Raw genomic sequence first — 18158 nt, forward strand, 5'->3', positions numbered from 1 at the left:
GTTCACTTATTTCTCTCTATGCAAATGCTCCAGTTCTTTCCGAAGCGCCTGTTTTAAAAACTTCCCAACAGATGTTTTCGGTATTTCTTCCATAAAGACAATATCGTCTGGCAACCACCACTTCGCAAACTGTGGTTTTAAAAACTCATATATTTCTTCTTTTGTAACCGTACTATTTTTCTTTTGAACAACGCAGGCAATTGGTCGCTCTTGCCACTGAGGGTGAGGAACTGCAACGACAGCCGCTTCAAATATAGCATCATGTGCCATTAAAGCATTTTCAAGATCGACCGAAGAAATCCATTCTCCCCCGCTTTTAATAACATCCTTCGTACGGTCAACAATTTTCACGCAACCTTCCTCATCCACTGTGACAACATCACCAGTATATAACCATCCATCGCGAAAACCTTCGACAGTACGATCATCGTTATAATAGCTTTCAGCGATCCAAGGTGCTCGTAAACATAATTCTCCCATCTCAGTACCATCCCACTTCACTTCACCATTTGTACCGACTACTTTCATCTCGACACCAGGTACAAGATATCCTTGTTTGGAGCGGATTTCTAGTTGCTCTTCATACGATAATTCCGTTTCATAACTTTTTAAACGTGCAAGTGTTACGAGTGGACTCGTTTCAGTCATACCATATGCATGTATGAACGGAACATTATGTTTCTGTTCAAATGCTTTAATAACACTTTTCGGTGCCGCTGCACCTCCGCATAGTATTCTCGTCATACTAGATAAATCGTAACTATTATTTTCTAACTCTTGTAATACGCCGAGCCAAATTGTCGGCACACCCGCAGCTAACGTCACTTTTTCTGATTGAATCATCTCTAATAAAATTTTTGGAGTAAACATCGGTCCAGGAAGAACTTGTTTTGATCCAAACCAAGTAGCCGCAAAAGGAAGTCCCCAAGCGTTCACATGAAACATCGGGACGATTGCCATTGCTGCATCACTTTCCGATAAAGCAGCTGTATCAGCTAAACCGAGTGCCATACAGTGTAATACAGTACTACGATGCGTATATACAACACCTTTCGGATTTCCTGTAGTCGCTGACGTATAACACATACCAGCAGGTGTATTTTCATCAATATCTTTTACAAATTGGAAATTTGGATCACCTTCTTCTAATAGCTTTTCATAATGATATACAGGCTTCAGCGTCGTATTTGGGAGTTCATCTTTATCAGTCATAATAATGTAAGCTTGTACAGTTGATAATTGTGATTGAATAATTTCAACAAACGGTACGAGATCTTCATCTATAAGTAGAATTCGGTCTTCTGCGTGCTGAATAATGTATGAAATATGTTGAGGAGATAAACGAATGTTAATTGTGTGCAAAACAGAAGCAATACCTGGAATAGCAAAATACGCTTCCACATGCCGATGATGGTTCCACGCTAATGTTCCTACACGTTCACCTTCTTTAATTCCAAGCTTTTTCAACGCACTGGAAAGCCTTCTCGTTCTTTCCCCTAACTGCTTATACGTTAACGTTGTAACTGTATCATGTGTCCGTGAAACAATTTCTTTCTTCGAAAACAGTTTCTCTGCTCTTTCCATCATAGAACTAATTGTTAGCGGTACATTCATCATCATATTGGTTATGTCCCCCTTTAAAACGTTTTCATTTTTTCGTTTATTATAACAGACTTCTACAAATGATTACGACATTTTTCTGTATTTTCTGAATTATTCCTTTGGAAATAAATCTAGAGTAGAAATTCCAGGGTGTTTACATAAAGAAGTATATTGCGCTATATACCACTTATAAGTTCGGGATTTACGGATTTGAAATTTCCAATGGTTTGTTACCTTATTTATAGGATCTAGGTGGGATAGCAAAATGGGCAATAGGGGTATTTGTCAAAACTTATTTTGCGGTCCATCTTCAAATTCCACCTCCAATTTATAAAGGTAAGGGGATAATTATGAAAAAACAAGCAATCACTGTCATTGCAACCGTGTTAACGTATTTTTTATTTTCAAATGTAGGACATGCTCAAGAAAAACCTAAGCAATATTACACCGTTTTATTAAAAGACCCATCAAAATTAGACCAAGGCATTACCGAAATAAAAAAGAAGGATGGAGAAATTACTTACACTGTCCCGGAGATAGGACTCATTCAATTCAAAGGAGATACACAAGTGTCTACAAATCAATCTCCTTTATTCGAATCAGTTAATCCTTCTTTGCAAGTCGAAACACCAGAGATTTCTCATTCCATAAAGATACCTAATTTATCTAATTTTTCAACAAAAACCTTAGATACAAACCTACCTCCCTTATGGGATATGCAGTGGGACATGAAGGAACTTACTCATAATGGAGAAAGTTATAAAAAGGAAACTGGCTCTCATAATGTGGTTGTTGGAATTATTGATTCGGGAGTCGATGTGGATCATCCTGACTTAGTAAAAAACCTTATTCCCGGATCTAAAAATTTCGTTCCAAAAGGAGGATTGAGAGGTACTGAACCTGAAGAAACAGGCGATATTAATAATATCAATGATATCAACGGCCATGGAACTCTCGTTACTGGATCTATTGCTGCAAATGGGGAAATAAAAGGTGTTGCTCCTAATACGGGAATCAGAGCATATCGTGTATTTGGAAATAAATCAGCTGATGCAGCTTGGGTCATTAATGCCATCATCGAAGCAGCTAAGGATGATGTAGATGTCATCAACCTTAGTCTTGGTTCCTATTATGTAAATGGAAAAGTCTATGAAAATGGAAAACTTGTAGACAATGGATGGGCAGAAGTAGAAGGTTACAAACGTGCTATAGAATATGCCAATCAACGTGGTAGTATAGTAGTAGCTTCTGCAGGAAATGATTCTATAAACGTGGCTAATAAACAGGAGCTAAATAACTTTCTTAAACAAAAATATGAAAAAGAGGGTAAAACATATACTGGTGTAGGAATAGAAGCACCTGGGGAATTACCAGGAGTAGTAACAGTATCGTCTACTGGTCCAACTGGACAACGTTCTGTATTCTCTAATTACGGAGAAGGATTCATTGACATATCTGCTCCAGGAGGAGATTATCGTTTGTGGCAACAATATGGCGAAGAGGTATGGTGGAATACTGGTCTTTTCCGACAAGAAGAAGTACTGACAACTTTTAATACTGGAAGATACTTATTTGCCGCTGGAACATCGATGGCAGTTCCGAAAGTATCCGCTACACTAGCTCTAATTATCAATCACTATAATTATAAAAATCAACCAAATCGATCAATTTCACACCTTTACAAAAATGGAATAAAGAAAGATATAGCACCTGATAAAGCTTCTTGGGGGTACGGACAGCTGGATGTATATAATGCTATTAAATAACGGAGAAGGAACTATGACAATTCATAGTTCCTTTTTTTATTACTAAACAGAGCGTGTATCGTGAATGAAATCCGAGCTCCTTGAATCTCATTATTTTCAGCATGAATTTCTCCACCATGTTTTTCAACCAATTTTTCTACAATATACAAACCTAGTCCATGATGTAGTTGATTTGACCTTGAAAGATCCCCTTGGTAGAATTTACTAAATAAAAATGGGATATCTTTAGTATTAAATCCAACTCCAGAATCCGAGATAGAAAAAGACATAACGTCTTTTTTCACCTCCACTTGCACATTAATCCTTCCTTTTTTTGGCGTAAAGCGAATACTATTAGAAATAATATTCGTCAGAATTTGATGCAAGCGATTTGGATCAAGTGCAAACTTAAGATTTTTTTCTTCTGGTTTAATAAGTAAAGTATAGGTTAATTGGATATCTTCATTTTTTGCCAATTCCTTAAACTCTTCAAGCATTTCTGGAATCATTTCAGCTGGAGCTATATTACAAATCATAAGAGTGAAATCAGGGTTATCCACTTCAGAAATTCTTCTCATCTCTTCGGTTAAATGCAATACTCTTTCGGTATTATTCTTTATTGTTTGTAAGTAGTGATGAAGTCGTTTTTGATTATTTGGCATGGGCTCCATTAATACTTCTACATGAGACAAAATAATAGTTAGCGGTGTTCGCAAATCATGTGCAATGGAAGCAACCATATCCCGACGTTCCTGTTCTAATTTCCATTGAACATATAATGAATTTTTTAATTCTTCCTTCATACTGTTAAATGAATCAATTAATATACCTATTTCATTTTCGCTTTCATATTTTATTTCAAAGTCTAAATCTTTGTTTTTAATTTTTTGTGAGGCCATTATTACTTCTTTAATAGGTTTATTCAATTGTTTTCCTAAACGTTTAGCTAATAGATAAGAATAAAGCGTTAAAAATATAAAAGGAATAAGAAAAGCAATAATAAAAACATATTCTATGTAATAATCAATAGATGCAGCTAGTATGTATCGTACAGCAAGCACACCAACTAGTTGATCATTACTCATAATTGGAATGTATTTTGTAATTAGTTTACCATTTTGAGTAGAGGTATTTATTTTATGATACACTTCTTTATCGTTTTTCAATAATTCATCACTCAATGTACCATATAACCTATTTCCATTCGTATTCATAACTTGATAAGTAATTCCTTGCATTGGAATCACTTTCTCTATTTTTTTTTGATAGGATAAATCTACTATTTTATCTCCATTCATTTCTACAAATTTTTCAATGCTAGGCACTTGTTTTTCATAATGGTTGGCAGGTAAAACAGATTTTTCATTATAAATAAAAAGAAAAGAGTATATTAAAATTAACGTACAAACCGTACTGACAATACTTAAAAATATTACAGCTGCAAATGTTAGAATAAATTGGTTTTTCAACGATAATTTTTTTAACATTAACATTTCTCCAACTTATAGCCAACTCCCCATACGGTTTTAATATGGTAAGTTGACATACCCAAACTTAATTTAGCTCTTAAGTTATTAATATGCACTATTATTGTATTGAGATCTCCTACTGCATCCAATCCCCAAATTTTCTCATAAATTTGTTCCTTAGAAAAAATTTGTCCTAAATTTACCGTTAAAAGCTCTAATATTTTAAACTCTTTACTCGTTACATCTATTTTTACTCCATCAATAAAAACATCATGCTGTAAATAGTTAATGGTCAAGTTTCCTAAGAAACGTTGATTTTGCAAGTTTACACGTTCTCTTTTCTCACGCCTCAAGTGGGCCTCCACACGTGCGATGAGCTCCTTAACTTGGAATGGTTTTGTAATATAATCATCTCCACCTAAAGTAAAGCCTTTCACTTTATCTATTTCTGAATGTTTAGCACTCAAAAATAGAATCGGGCATTTTATTTGTTCACGAACGACCTTACAAAATTCAAAACCGTCCATTTTTGGCATCATAATATCTAAAATGACTAAATCAACTTGTGTTTTCAAATGATTTAGAGCTTGTTCTCCATTGTAGGCCTTGAGAACTTTATAACCCCGATCACAGAATATATCAGAGAGTACATCTACAATTTCTGACTCATCATCTACAACAAGAATCGTTCCATTCAAAAAAACACTCCTCTCTAGTTTATTTTAAAACTCTTATTATTTTGTGAAATATATTTTCTTGCTAATTAATATTCTTTTCATGAACAACCTTCTTATAATAAACGTGGTTTGAAATGAAGCAAAATACCAATTGGAATACCAAGAAAATAAAAAATATTAATATTATTGAGTAAATTTTAAATCCTCCCAATATATTTTGCAAGGCATAGATTGCTATGAATAGATTTATTCCCCCGAGAATAATTGGTACAAAGAAAATTATTGCAATTTGAACTCTTAATGTTTTTTTTATTTCATTGAAATTCAAACCAATTTTTCTTAAAGCGTGAAATATTTTTCTATCATTAGATATATCTTCGTATAACTTAAACCAAAGAAGACTGGATAAAGCAATTAGCAAGATAAAACCAATAAATAATGCTATTATCCATAAAACTGAAGTTAATTGAACTGTATTTTCATAATGAAGAAGACGAACGCTGGACTGTTCCTTTATCTCTAAAGGGAGTGCCTCAAATAAAGTTTTTAGTGCACTATAACTCTTATTATCTTCCTTGAAATCTAATGTATAAAATGAAACATGTTGAGTAGGTAATATTCCCTTCTCTAATTCATTAAGTATATCTGCTGGTACAAAAACTACATTATCTATCCCAGATACCGGGTTTATCGCATGTCCTTCAACTACATTTTTTACTATCAATTTTGTATTCCCTTTATTTGTTTGGATATTCAACTTATCGATATTAGCATTTTTTTTACTAAATAACAGGTTATCTTTTTTTGTTTTTGTCCAGTTCTTTATAAAGAATGAATCTGTTTGTAGTATAAGAGTTTGTCCTTCTTCCTTTGATGATTTCAGTAATACACCTTCCCATTTTTTCTTATGAAATCCCTCAACCTCTCCTTTGAAATTTTTTTCTAAAGCAGATTCTAATGTATTCTCTTGTTTTTTATCAACAATAAATACAGCTGGCTGTGGGTGGCTACTTCGCATTCTTTGATCATTCAACTCCGAATATAAATATATAGAGCTGATTAATATCATTATCATTGATAAGAATATTGAAACAAGAAAGATGATTTTAGCATTATAATAAAGTTTTTTCCTTAGACTTATAAATATTAGCATTCGAATGCCATTTAAATGTTTTTTTTCTTTATTAATTAAATACGATACAGTTCCTACTAATCCGTGTGAACAAAAAAGGTACGTCCCTAACAATAAAAGAGCAGATAAAGGCAAAAAAGAAAATAATAGTACAGGTAAAGTTGCATAAAGGATAAAAACATACGAAATAACCAAAATTAACAGGGAAATTATGAATTTCTTCTTAGAAAACCTAGGTAAATCTTTTGTTTTTTTTGTCTCTTGAAATAACTCCAAAACAGAAATGCGTCCAATTTTATAATAACTACGTAATGAAACAAAAAAGAATAGAACTCCAAACAAAATAACTGTAAAAAAAGTAGCAATTGGAGAGAAGAAATAGGAAAATGACTCACTTAAGAAGAGCGATTTCCCGATGAATTCAAAAAAGCTTTTTGATAGTGCTATACCAAGTATAATTCCAATTACGATAGAAATTGCTCCAATTATCGTATTTTCTAAAACAATGATAATAAATAATTGTTTTTTAGAAGCTCCGAACGTTTTCCAAATACCAATTTCCTTTTTCCGTTCAGTAAGAAAATGGTCATAAGAATAGGAAATGAAAAAACATGAAAATAGCAGGATAATGAATTCACATGCAATTAACAGTTGCTCTATTCCAGAAACTTTTGGATATGAAAGAAATGCTGCATACATATAAAAAATTGTAACTGATAGAATACTACTTACAAGATACACTATATACAGTGAAAAATTGCGAGTTATATTTTTAAGTGCGAGTGAAAATATTGACATCATTCTCCCCCACTTCTTTAGAGATATACAGTAGTATACGTTGATTGAAACTGAATTGCTTTTCTTCATAGGAACGTTGCATCTCATGAACAATCTTGCCATCTTTCAAAAATATGACCCTGTTGCAAAAACTAGCAGCTACAGAGTCGTGAGTTACCATTAAAATAGTTGTTTTATGTGTTTCATTCAATGTTTTTAGTATATTCAATACATCATAAGCAGATTTTGAATCTAGATTTCCCGTCGGTTCATCAGCAAATAACAGATAAGGATCATTAATTAATGAACGGATAATAGCTGCTCTTTGTTGTTGTCCCCCAGAGATTTCATAGGGATACTTTGGCAAAAGTGATTCAATATTTAGTTCATTCCCTAATGTATTGAGTTTATCCCTGACACCTTTTTTACTCCCCATTCTTAAAGCTGCGGGTAGAAGAATATTTTCTTCAATTGTTAAGTGATCTAACAAATTATAATTTTGAAAAATAAAACCAATATTTTCACGACGATAATTGCTTAATTGATTACCATCCATATTAGTTAAATTTTGTCCTTTAATTGTAATATCTCCATTTGAAGGAAAATCAAGAGAGGAAAGTACATTTAAAAGTGTAGACTTTCCACTCCCTGAAGGTCCCATAATTCCTACAAAATCTCCTTCATGAACAGTTAAGTTGACATTATTTAAAACTGGATATTCTCGGAATTTAGTTTTGTAAACTTTTTCGATTCCTTTAGCTTCTAACATAATCATGGTATACCTCCATTCTATCCTGTGCATTAACATGTAAATTCTTTTTTATTCCAAATGCTTATACAAACGCTAACACTAATAATCATGATACCTAGAATCAGAACGTATAAAGTGTTACTTCCTGTGCTGAGCGCATGGAAGATACTCTGGACAGATAATAAAAAGAACGATAATTGACTAATGTACAAGCACCCGATGTAGATTCCGATCAGAAGGAAAAAGCTAATAACTGCATTTGAAATTATGACACTTATTAAACTAGCAAGAGCTAAGCCACACATTTGAATAATAAAAAACAATCCATATACTTGTACTGTATATAATATCGCTTCTATCGCGGTCTTTTGTTGGCCGTAGAACATAAAAGCATCATCGGCTTTAAAAAACACCAACCCAAGTACTATGCCAACAAAAAGAACAACAAATAAGTAGAGTAACACCATTATAGAAAGAGAAAACCATTTTGACATAAGAAAGGTTATACGTTGAAAAGGCCTAATTAAAAATAGACGATATGCTCCTGAGTTGTATTCTACATTTAAGCTATTCAAGAAACTTACAGGCATGAAAATCAAAGTAATTAAGAAAGAAGATTCCTTTAATAAAAACCATGAAAAATTCCAAGAATTTAGTGGAACTTGTTGCCCATCATTATAAATCCCCACTCCATAGTACTTTAAAAACCAAGCCTGAAGAAAAACAATGACAGTAAAAATCCCCAACATCCATTTGCTTTTTTTCTGATTCCATAGTCGTTCCCATTCACTTATAACTAATGCTTTCAATTAAACTCCCTCCTAGTTTTCAAATAAAATAATCTCTTTTCACAAATGACAGGTATGCGAACATTCCAAATAGGAAAATATAAATCGCTTCCACTATAACAATATAAATGTTTATACTATTACTTGTTGAAAGTATAAATGCTATACCTGTATGCTGAATTTTAACGATTGACATGTACATAAGGTGTAGTACAGTATTAGCGCTAATTATCGTTTGGTTAGAGAATTCTAACATCTGTGGAATTGCAATAGCAAAGAAAATAAAGGCTACTCCTGATCCAAGAGTAATCATCGTACTTCTACTTAACGCCCCTATTAATGTAAATACAGAAACAATACAAACCATAGTAATGAAACATGCGAAAAAATACTTTAAGTTATATAATATCGCCCCTGCAATAGACACCTTGGTTTCATCTATAAATGTTATTAATGTATCTACCTTTGGAAAGAATAAATAACCCGCTATAGAATTAAAAATCCAAAACAAAGTTAAATATAGAAACATGGTAGTTAATATAGTAGCAAGTTTAGCTACAAACAATTGTGAGGTAGAGAATGGACGAATTAAAATCATTCTTAATTGTCCATTTTCTACTTCATACGCTATAACAGTGGAAATCAGTATTATAGCGATAATATTAAACGAAACCACAAGATGCTCAGAAATACTTATTATAGGAAAATTTAAAGCAGTAACGTAATCTGGTCTTCCAGGAGAAGTATGTTGATTCCAGTTTAAGTAATATTTCACTGACGCAACTACCATTAAAGGTAAGAAAAGCAAGATTAACCAAGTTATTTTTTGCGTCCAAAGCCTTTCGAATTCAGAAATAAAAAGTCCCCTCATGATGTCATCATCTCCACAAACACATCTTCCAACCTTTTTGTTGGATCTGTAATTAATTCATCTTTCCTTCCTTGCGTAATAAGTTTTCCATTTCTAATTATGACAAGACGGTCACACATTTGCTGAATTTCATCTAGTAAATGGCTTGAAATAAAAAAGGTTAAATTTTTCTTTTCACGAAGTTCAAGAATTAATTCCCTTAACTCTCTCATGCCCATAGGATCCAGGCCATTTGCTGGCTCATCTAACAAAATAACATCAGGATCACCTAGAAGAGCTTGTGCAATGCCAAGTCGCTGTCTCATTCCTAATGAATAATTTTTAATTTTCACATCCGCATCCTCAGTTAACCTTACAATAGATAGTATTGCTTCTACTTGTTCCAATTGTTCTTTTCGCGAAAGAGCAGGGTATAATCTCGCTAAATTTTGTAGCATTTTTCTACCCGTCATATATGGGAAGAATATTGGTGATTCAATAATTGCCCCCATATTCAGCAAAGCCTGTTGTCTATTTTGATTTACATCTTGACCACTTATTTTTATGGCCCCTTTTGTCGGGCGAATTAATCCTGTAAACATACGCATAACAGTTGTTTTTCCTGCCCCATTCGGCCCCAGAAAACCACAAATATCTCCTTTATATATTTTAGTTGAAAAATCATTTACTATTGTCTTACCACCTACTGTTTTTGTTAAGTGATTTGCTTCTAAAACTATTTCATTATTCATATAAAATCCCTCCTTATGGACTAATATAGAAGACAAATATAAAAAAAAAATAAAGAAAAGAAAGAAAAAAATAAAAAAATAAAAAACTCACATTTTTGTGAGTTTTAGTGCATTTCAACTGTTTCATGTACAGTTACTGACTTTCTTTTCTCAAATTCCTTAAAGAGTATATGCAATACTTCTTGATTATTAGGTAAAACATAGTTCGGTTTCAAAGACATAGTCGCAATTTCAAAAGCCGTTGTTTTCAAAGGCGGAATCACTATATGATCATATTCTCCTAAAAGACTAACATTATTCTGAACTACTTTTTTCTCCCACATTAATTTGTTCATATTAGGAAAAAAGAGAACTGGTTTATCATGAGCAAGAATGACTGTACTTAATAAATCATCAGCTAAACCATGAGCTACTTTTGAAATAGTATTTCCTGTAGCCGGTAGTACCATTAGTAAGTCTGCCCATCTAGCCAATTCCACATGACCTGGTTTACCACTTAGAGTAAGTTCCTCATCAACAAATACCTCATTACAATATAATTTCACAGTTTCTGCAGGGATAAGCTTTATTGCACTTTTTGTCATGATAACCTTTACTTCACTAAAATTCGCTTTCAATATAGCTAAATATTGAAAAATCCCAGCTACTGCAATAGATCCGCTTACTCCTACTAATATTTTCTTAGAACTGAGCAATTGCTTCATTTGGTCCATACTGTAACATCCTCTCAATTTTTTATTAGGAAATTAAAAATACTCCGTCCCACCATGGCTCCTCTACTGCGCTTAGACTTAATAAAGTTAAAAGTACACCACTTACACCTTCCAATAGTCCAACCTTGTTTAACTCATTGGATGTTTGCTCATTGGATTGTAAGTCTTTAAAACCAAATGGTGCTTGAGGATCATATGCATCCATTACATAATCTATTAATTTTATAATGGACTGCATCGATATCTCCCCATTTTCATCCTTTGCCATCCTAATAGACATTTGTAATAATCCCGCTCTTCCATGACAAAATGTTGGAGATGCTAAATCCCATTCCTCCTCACTTTGCAAAAGTGTATCTTGATAAGAACTTAAAGCTATTTTCATGGATTTCTGATCCTTCAAAGATCTCCCAGCCAGATAGAGAGCTCTTGCTACTCCTGGATTTCCATAGCACCAACCTTTTCGCTTTGGATACACATGGTATGCTTGGTCATTGACCACTTCTTTAAAACTAAGCCTGGCAGGCCACGAACCTTCATCTTGCCATCTTATTAACCAATCTATCATTTTACGAATCGCTTGCTTTTGCCCAGGGACTTCAATTCCTTGTTCAATAGCCAACGCCATCAAGGAAAGCGGGCCAGGCATTCCATGAGCATGGCCACAATTGAAATTCCCATCCGGAAATAGTATCTTATCAGTTTCCAAAAACTGATTGGCGTACGGTACGTACCAACCAGGTACAACTTCACCATTCACTTCAATGTCATTAGACATATTAATAAAACAATTGAGAATTTTTTTGAGTGCTTCTGAATTTGATTCAAGTTGAATATTTTGCAACAAATAACGACCTACTCCAGTAGCGCCCTGAATTGTATCGTACATAAATGGATGAACACCACACTCTTCTTTCTGATAGTTCAATACAAGATGTAACTGCGATAATACAAATTCATTTAACTTTTTCAAAAATATATGATATCTTTCATAGTTACGCGAAGCATATGAAGTCGCATACGCAATACCAGAAACACCGCCAAACATAGAAATACTATTCACACCTTGTTTTTCTATTGCCTTTTGTATTTCTATCAAGTGACTATGTGCAATAAGATCCCATCCCTCTTCTGGAAACTGTCGATCTAATTCTGCAAATAACATAATAGTTCCTGGATAACCATGGGATAAAGTAATGGGGTCCCATGGATGAAGTGTTCCTCCGTTTGGTATATTATCAGGCTCCATAACAATTTTTTCTACATACATCGGATCCTTTAATCGCTCTGCTATATCACGAACTAACTTTAATGCTTTATTTCTTTTTTCAATACTAATTCCCTGTAACCAAAATGATTTTTTTTCTGTAGTTAATCGCATAGTTTTCTCCTCTCTAATTACACCTTCACTTGAATTTTAGAATGATTTATAAAATTTTTAGCTTGCAACTCAAATAGTCTTGCGTATATTCCTTTTACTTTTAGTAATTCATTATGAGTACCTAGTTCCGCGACTCTACCTTTATCAAGGACCATAATCTTTGTAGCATGCCTTACAGTTGAATACCGATGAGATATAAAAAGCCCCATACAATTCTTTGTAATTTCTTTAAAATCTCTAAAAACCTCTTCTTCTGCTTCTGGATCTAATGCGGCAGTAGGTTCATCTAGAATATATAGGCCCGCATCCCTCATGTATGCTCGTGAAATGGCGATTCTTTGCCATTGTCCTCCAGATAACTGTATTCCGTTCGCAAAAGTTTTACCAAGTTGTGTATCCATTTTGTTAGGCAAATTATTAATCATCTTTAATGCTCCAGATTTTTTAGCAGCCGCTTGTATAGCCATCACTTGATCGGCTTTTTTATAATCACCATAGCCAATATTATCTTTAACATCTAGTTCATATCTAACAAAGTCTTGGAAAATAGCACTAACCTTATCCTGCCATTCATTTGTACTGTATTGATGAATGGATTTTCCATCTAATAGAATAATCCCTTCAAAGTCCGTATAAAGTTTTGTAATTAACTTTACAATTGTAGATTTACCCGAACCATTAGATCCGACAAGAGCCAATGTTTCACCTGGTTTTATGTAAAAATTCACTTTTTTTAATATATATTCTTTTTGACCGGGATACTTAAAAGAGACATTTATAAATCGAATACCTTTTTCTTCAAAAGAGATACTTTCTATATAAGTATTGTCTCTATTATTTGAAACATCCCTTTCTTCAGGGATGTCCAAAAATGAGAATAGTTGAGTCATATAAAGATTGTTTTGATGCATATTAAAAATCATATACATTAATTCATTAGATGTTTTTTGTGTAGTATTTACAGCTTGAAAATAAGCGATAAGACTTCCAATAGCAATAATCCCTGTTACAGCATCCATAACCACCATAAACTGCACAAACATTACAAAAGCAACACTAATTAATTGGAAAAACAGGTCAATCCTCATCTTTTTTAAAAGCAAATGTCTATCTTGCTGATAAAATTGATTGAAGATATTCGAATAATTTTTGAGAAGCAAATTGCCTAATCCAAATAATTTCACTTCTTTTACTGTGATGTCTGTTGTTAGCAAATAGTAGTAGTAAAATTGTTTTCGTGTTTCTTCAGCACGCTTATGACTAATTAAAAAAATTTCTTTTCCAATTTTCATGATGGACCAAGAAGAGATTAGTGGTAACAGAATTAAAATTAGGGTAAAGTGCCAATTCCAAATCATTAAGATACCGGAAATAGAAATCACAGTTATTCCACTTTTTATAATCCCCATAAGTTCTTCAAAAATGGCAAATGGTTTATATGTGGAATCTTGGCGCGCTCTTTGAAGTTTATTGTAAATTTCTGGTTTCTCAAAACTGGAATAAGGTAATCTTTTTGCTTTTTCTATTAATTTTACATTGATTTTATTAGAAAGAAGATTTCGGTAAAGCTGTTTATATGTTTCCAAAACGGATCCTGTAACACCCGTTAAAATTGTAACTAGTGCAAAAGCTATAAAAAACGGTAAAACATGGGTAAAATAAGCATCCTGGTACCCATTCTGGTAGATGTTCTGTACTGTATTAACGAGGTATTGGATTGTCAAAATCAATGCTGCAGGTAATAATCCATTTAAAAAATTTAAGGTAAGCACACAGAAGAAATACCCTCTGTGCGTTTCCCATAAAAGTTTAAATAAACCAGGCCAATAATGAAAAGACTTTAGAATATTTATAAATGATAGTTTCTCATCTTCAGGTACGTGATTGAGTATCTGTTTCATTCTGATTCCTCCAATATCGCTGGCTTGATAAGATATGCCGCGTAAAGGCAAGTGCTTTTTTCTCTAGTTCTCGATTAGCTCCCAATAGTCGATTACAATGCATATGAATAATTGCTCCCATAATTGTTTGTTGTTTATTCCAGAGCATGTCTTCATTTTTATATTGTTGAATGCTGGAAACATATTCTTTTAAGGATTCTCTCCGAACTAATAAACTTTTATAAATTTCTTGTCCAATTGCTGAATTGTAATTACGTAAATTACTCCAATCACCTTCAGAATTTCCAATGTTACTTAATAATTTTCTCATTGGTCTAAATTCATCAATGAATTCATATTTATCCGTATTGCTTTCTATGGTTTCCAATTGTTGTTCATAAGTTAATCCAAAATTATCCATGATCTCAATTATGTTTAAGGATGCTAATACATGTACTGGCAGTTCCGCTTGTTGTCCTATCACATTAAGAAGCATTGTTACTGACCTACTATCGTAATGGAAGAAATTCTCGGCCAATTCTATCAGATACGGACCACCATATCGTTCTACTTCTCGTTCATACGTATCAACCGTCATTTTGTGGATAAATCCAGAGTCCATTAAATTATTTGCCCAATCCCTTAAATAGGTAAGAACAGATGCATTCAACTTCTCGGGATCTCCATAAAAACGCAAACGAATATGAGCATCCGGATCACGATATCGCATAAAGAACCATGATTGAGCCATACCACTTTGCACAATATAATTAGAAAATGATGTCATATATTTTGAAATAAATTCATTCTCTCTTGCTTGTGGAACATAAAGCTTAACATATAGCCATTCACTTCCAGGCAAACGGTAAATCATTTTCTCACTAACCATTTCTTTTTTCCCGTCTTCAACAGCTCCTATACTTTTTCTTTTAGCGACATCGTTCATTTTTTTCAATGGAAAAACAACTTCCATTGCATGACTACCAAGCGGACTGCTTAGACAATTTTTATTGATGTCCTGTAATGACTCTCTCAACTGTAATCTACCCTGCTTAAAAAGTTCATTCTTTAATTCTCGAAGGTGAAGAATATTTTCAAGATCAATTAAAATCCTGTTGTCGCTATACGTCATATATACATGGCGTGGAACCGTCCATTTCTCTCTCCATTTTTCAAATAGGATTAAAAATTCATCATCACTTTTAGGTTTATTTTTCATGCCAATAGTCTCTCTATTTAACTTCCAAATTGCAGGAGAAAGAATGATATTTTTGTAACGAATCCTTGGATAATAAGGTGAAGATGTCATATTACCCCAATTAAATATTCTCCAGTGGTCTAAATCATTTAGAGAAACTTCTCTCATGAAGCGATAAATATTAGGGCCACTTTGGTAATTTAATACATTACCAGCTACTACTTTAATTCTTTTCCCTAATTTTTTAGATTTCAGATAAAAGTTTTCTAATGATGCTCCAACAACAATGTCATCAATTGGAATTTGCAAAGTATCGTCATCTCCATTTGTTCCAAGAGTTACCGTTACTTCTCTTGTAGTTTTTCCAATTGCCACATTCGCTGAACGGCCAGTTGCCGGAAGAAAACTTCCCTCTACCATAACAATATCGTTATTAAATTGATGGTCAATCTCCACTTCTTGTTGCTGAATTTTACGTCTAACATTTGGATCTAAGATATCTAGAAATCGACCAAATGTGCTTCCTGCTGCATGAGACCCTGGATTTGGGCTTAGGCATAGCGTGTACTTTCCATTGTCTAATTCCTCTTGCGAAGTAGCATACAATTCTCCATATACTTCAAATGAATCCGGAGCGTATCGAGTATCTTTTTCTATTCCAATTCTGCTAATTATTTCATCTGTAATTTCAATTTCTTTTTGCTGATTATGAATAGCTTCAATAAGCATATATGATAATTGAACATTACGTTCTTCATCTAAAGGCAGCGTAAAATTTTCTCCATCCCTATTCCCTTTTGGGTTTTTATATGTCGCGGGTGCTCCAAGCCCTAATTCCTCACTTAAAAGTTCTACCAATGGAACTTCCCTGGTAGTTCCATATTTCTCCAAAAAATCAATATGATATTTTTGGAGATGAGGGAATCCAACTCCACTATCAGCTATACTCCATAACACCTGAGCTGCTTTACTAACATCATTTGCTACGTTTTTTCCAATGGCTAAATCTTGCGTATTTAGAGCGAAATCGACTTGAAGGGGTGTTGTAACTTCATAAATCCTCTTCATTAATAGGATAAGATTGTTGTAAACAGAAAGCCCCTTCCCAAGCGGTAATTGATCATAAACAAGTATTAAATCTTTTACCTTCAGTAAATCTTCCCATATTTGATTTTCACCAACTCTTATTTTTAACTTGTCAATCACATAATCAAATGGAGAGTCATATGTAAGTGGCGGTCTTAGTTCAGTTATAAGGTATTCTTGTTCTACCAACTGGAGAATAAAGTTTTCCATTACCTTTACTTCTGTGCCTGGATAGTCATTTTGCAACTTTTGGAGAAGCTCTTTCACTTTAATATGTGTTTCAGCTAAATCTAGAACTTTCCTAACAACTTCACTATACAAAATTGAAATATTATCCTTTTTCTCCATATCCTTCTTGCGAAGTTGTCCACATTCAGTTGAAAAAGGTAAATATAGGCGGTTTCCGACACGATAAGCAGCATGATTTTTACTAACCATTAAAGATTGGAGAATACTAGGATTTTTTTCAAGTGATGAAACCACTCCCAATAACCATTCCATATCAGGACGAGTTCTTTTCTTAAATTGTTCAAAATGGCTCATTTCAAGTAAAGATTTTTCCTTAAACTCTCCGGATGCTACCCCAGAAAAAGCTCCAAAAGGTGTTGGGCGTGTTGTCATTCTTAACATATATCGTAATACAGAAGATATTACTTGTTGTGTTTTCCTACTACTTAAATCACCATGTATATGTTTAAGAGATTCAAGCAATGAAGGACTTGCAATGGCAATAGCTTCCTTAATGTAATCCATTTCTGCATATTCTCTTAATTTTTTAATCAATACTTCTTGATTCTTAATTTGATATAACGCGTTAAATGGTAAAAACGGGGATCTAATCATAAAAAATGGTAGAGGTTCAAATATATTATTACATGCGGTTTTATTTGATGTATGGATAGGCTTCCTTTTTTCTGAAATCATTTTGAATCTTCCTTTCTGTTCTAATCAAGTATTGTAATAGGAGAAAAGAGGGACACATCTGTGTTCCCTCTTTTTGGGCATTCAATTAGCAACAGAAGCTATTGAATGAACCTGTGTTTCCACAACCAGGCGTACAAGCTGAGATACTTGTAATTTGTGGATCTACATCGCCTGTAGCTGTTGTTACTTGTACATCTAAATCAAAAAGGTTTTTTTCATTAATCATTTTCTTTTCCCCCTAAAGTTTTTTTAAGACAATATGTCTTATGTAGCAATTAGCAACAGAAGCTATTGAATGAACCTGTGTTTCCACAACCAGGCGTACAAGCTGAGATACTTGTAATTTGTGGATCTACATCACCTGTAGCTGTTGTTACTTGTACATCTAAATCAAAAAGGTTTTTTTCATTAATCATTTTCTTTTCCCCCTAAA

Annotated in this window: 15 protein-coding genes; 1 reads left to right on the forward strand and 14 read right to left on the reverse strand. The window is 33.4% G+C overall.

Annotated features, from left to right (window positions below):
- Positions 1 to 6 precede the first annotated feature (6 nt).
- Entirely contained in the window at positions 7 to 1620 is a 1614-nt protein-coding gene (locus ACTJJY_RS17375; RefSeq protein WP_440606115.1) for a long-chain fatty acid--CoA ligase, read from the reverse strand.
- Between the two features lie 332 nt (positions 1621 to 1952).
- Here ACTJJY_RS17375 and ACTJJY_RS17380 point away from each other — a divergent pair, with 332 nt between their 5' ends.
- Positions 1953 to 3368, forward strand: a complete 1416-nt coding sequence (locus ACTJJY_RS17380; protein ID WP_065484953.1) for a S8 family peptidase — start codon at positions 1953 to 1955, stop codon at positions 3366 to 3368.
- 11 nt (positions 3369 to 3379) lie between these two features.
- On the opposite strand, the gene ACTJJY_RS17385 is transcribed toward ACTJJY_RS17380, so the two are convergent.
- From ACTJJY_RS17385 to ACTJJY_RS17445, 13 genes are all read right to left on the reverse strand, one after another.
- Entirely contained in the window at positions 3380 to 4834 is a 1455-nt protein-coding gene (locus ACTJJY_RS17385; protein ID WP_043924693.1) for a sensor histidine kinase, read from the reverse strand.
- The gene (locus ACTJJY_RS17390) at positions 4834 to 5514 is read right to left on the reverse strand and encodes a response regulator transcription factor (RefSeq protein WP_023522741.1); all 681 of its coding nucleotides are present in this window, start codon (positions 5512 to 5514) and stop codon (positions 4834 to 4836) included. Before ACTJJY_RS17390 ends, ACTJJY_RS17385 begins: the two co-directional genes overlap by 1 nt.
- Before the next feature lie 61 nt (positions 5515 to 5575).
- Positions 5576 to 7423: an FtsX-like permease family protein gene (locus ACTJJY_RS17395; protein ID WP_326341117.1), complete on the reverse strand. Its 1848-nt coding sequence runs from the start codon at positions 7421 to 7423 to the stop codon at positions 5576 to 5578.
- Positions 7398 to 8177 (reverse strand): ABC transporter ATP-binding protein, encoded by a 780-nt coding sequence (locus ACTJJY_RS17400; RefSeq protein WP_440606116.1) that lies wholly within the window; start codon positions 8175 to 8177, stop codon positions 7398 to 7400. Before ACTJJY_RS17400 ends, ACTJJY_RS17395 begins: the two co-directional genes overlap by 26 nt.
- A gap of 26 nt (positions 8178 to 8203) precedes the next feature.
- Entirely contained in the window at positions 8204 to 8962 is a 759-nt protein-coding gene (locus tag ACTJJY_RS17405) for an ABC transporter permease (RefSeq protein WP_440606117.1), read from the reverse strand.
- Between the two features lie 19 nt (positions 8963 to 8981).
- On the reverse strand, positions 8982 to 9812 hold the full coding sequence (locus tag ACTJJY_RS17410; protein WP_440606118.1) for an ABC transporter permease: 831 nt from the start codon (positions 9810 to 9812) through the stop codon (positions 8982 to 8984).
- Entirely contained in the window at positions 9809 to 10543 is a 735-nt protein-coding gene (locus ACTJJY_RS17415; RefSeq protein WP_440606119.1) for an ABC transporter ATP-binding protein, read from the reverse strand. The genes ACTJJY_RS17410 and ACTJJY_RS17415 overlap by 4 nt, the downstream gene beginning before the upstream one ends.
- A gap of 104 nt (positions 10544 to 10647) precedes the next feature.
- Entirely contained in the window at positions 10648 to 11256 is a 609-nt protein-coding gene (locus ACTJJY_RS17420) for a flavoprotein (RefSeq protein ID WP_023522747.1), read from the reverse strand.
- Positions 11257 to 11281: 25 nt separating this feature from the next.
- Positions 11282 to 12637 carry a lanthionine synthetase C family protein gene (locus ACTJJY_RS17425; RefSeq protein ID WP_023522748.1) on the reverse strand — a complete coding sequence of 452 codons (1356 nt, stop codon included), beginning with the start codon at positions 12635 to 12637 and terminating at the stop codon, positions 11282 to 11284.
- A 17-nt stretch (positions 12638 to 12654) separates the two neighbouring features.
- Entirely contained in the window at positions 12655 to 14538 is a 1884-nt protein-coding gene (locus tag ACTJJY_RS17430; RefSeq protein WP_440606120.1) for an ABC transporter ATP-binding protein, read from the reverse strand.
- Positions 14510 to 17725 (reverse strand): lantibiotic dehydratase, encoded by a 3216-nt coding sequence (locus ACTJJY_RS17435; protein ID WP_440606121.1) that lies wholly within the window; start codon positions 17723 to 17725, stop codon positions 14510 to 14512. Before ACTJJY_RS17435 ends, ACTJJY_RS17430 begins: the two co-directional genes overlap by 29 nt.
- Before the next feature lie 85 nt (positions 17726 to 17810).
- The gene (locus ACTJJY_RS17440; protein WP_023522751.1) at positions 17811 to 17951 is read right to left on the reverse strand and encodes a gallidermin/nisin family lantibiotic; all 141 of its coding nucleotides are present in this window, start codon (positions 17949 to 17951) and stop codon (positions 17811 to 17813) included.
- Between the two features lie 49 nt (positions 17952 to 18000).
- Entirely contained in the window at positions 18001 to 18141 is a 141-nt protein-coding gene (locus ACTJJY_RS17445; RefSeq protein WP_023522751.1) for a gallidermin/nisin family lantibiotic, read from the reverse strand.
- Positions 18142 to 18158: the final 17 nt, after the last annotated feature.

It is taken from the genome of Bacillus sp. 22475, from assembly GCF_052044835.1.
Classification (GTDB): domain Bacteria; phylum Bacillota; class Bacilli; order Bacillales; family Bacillaceae_G; genus Bacillus_A; species Bacillus_A cereus.

Bases quoted from the DNA above. Each gene is read 5' to 3' on its own strand.
- ACTJJY_RS17375 (WP_440606115.1), bottom strand. From the start codon at position 1,620: ATGATGATGAATGTACCGCTAACAATTAGTTCTATGATGGAAAGAGCA.
- ACTJJY_RS17380 (WP_065484953.1), top strand. From the start codon at position 1,953: ATGAAAAAACAAGCAATCACTGTCATTGCAACCGTGTTAACGTATTTT.
- ACTJJY_RS17385 (WP_043924693.1), bottom strand. From the start codon at position 4,834: ATGTTAAAAAAATTATCGTTGAAAAACCAATTTATTCTAACATTTGCA.
- ACTJJY_RS17395 (WP_326341117.1), bottom strand. From the start codon at position 7,423: ATGTCAATATTTTCACTCGCACTTAAAAATATAACTCGCAATTTTTCA.
- ACTJJY_RS17400 (WP_440606116.1), bottom strand. From the start codon at position 8,177: ATGATTATGTTAGAAGCTAAAGGAATCGAAAAAGTTTACAAAACTAAA.
- ACTJJY_RS17410 (WP_440606118.1), bottom strand. From the start codon at position 9,812: ATGAGGGGACTTTTTATTTCTGAATTCGAAAGGCTTTGGACGCAAAAA.
- ACTJJY_RS17415 (WP_440606119.1), bottom strand. From the start codon at position 10,543: ATGAATAATGAAATAGTTTTAGAAGCAAATCACTTAACAAAAACAGTA.
- ACTJJY_RS17420 (WP_023522747.1), bottom strand. From the start codon at position 11,256: ATGGACCAAATGAAGCAATTGCTCAGTTCTAAGAAAATATTAGTAGGA.
- ACTJJY_RS17425 (WP_023522748.1), bottom strand. From the start codon at position 12,637: ATGCGATTAACTACAGAAAAAAAATCATTTTGGTTACAGGGAATTAGT.
- ACTJJY_RS17430 (WP_440606120.1), bottom strand. From the start codon at position 14,538: ATGAAACAGATACTCAATCACGTACCTGAAGATGAGAAACTATCATTT.
- ACTJJY_RS17435 (WP_440606121.1), bottom strand. From the start codon at position 17,725: ATGATTTCAGAAAAAAGGAAGCCTATCCATACATCAAATAAAACCGCA.
- ACTJJY_RS17440 (WP_023522751.1), bottom strand. From the start codon at position 17,951: ATGATTAATGAAAAAAACCTTTTTGATTTAGATGTACAAGTAACAACA.
- ACTJJY_RS17445 (WP_023522751.1), bottom strand. From the start codon at position 18,141: ATGATTAATGAAAAAAACCTTTTTGATTTAGATGTACAAGTAACAACA.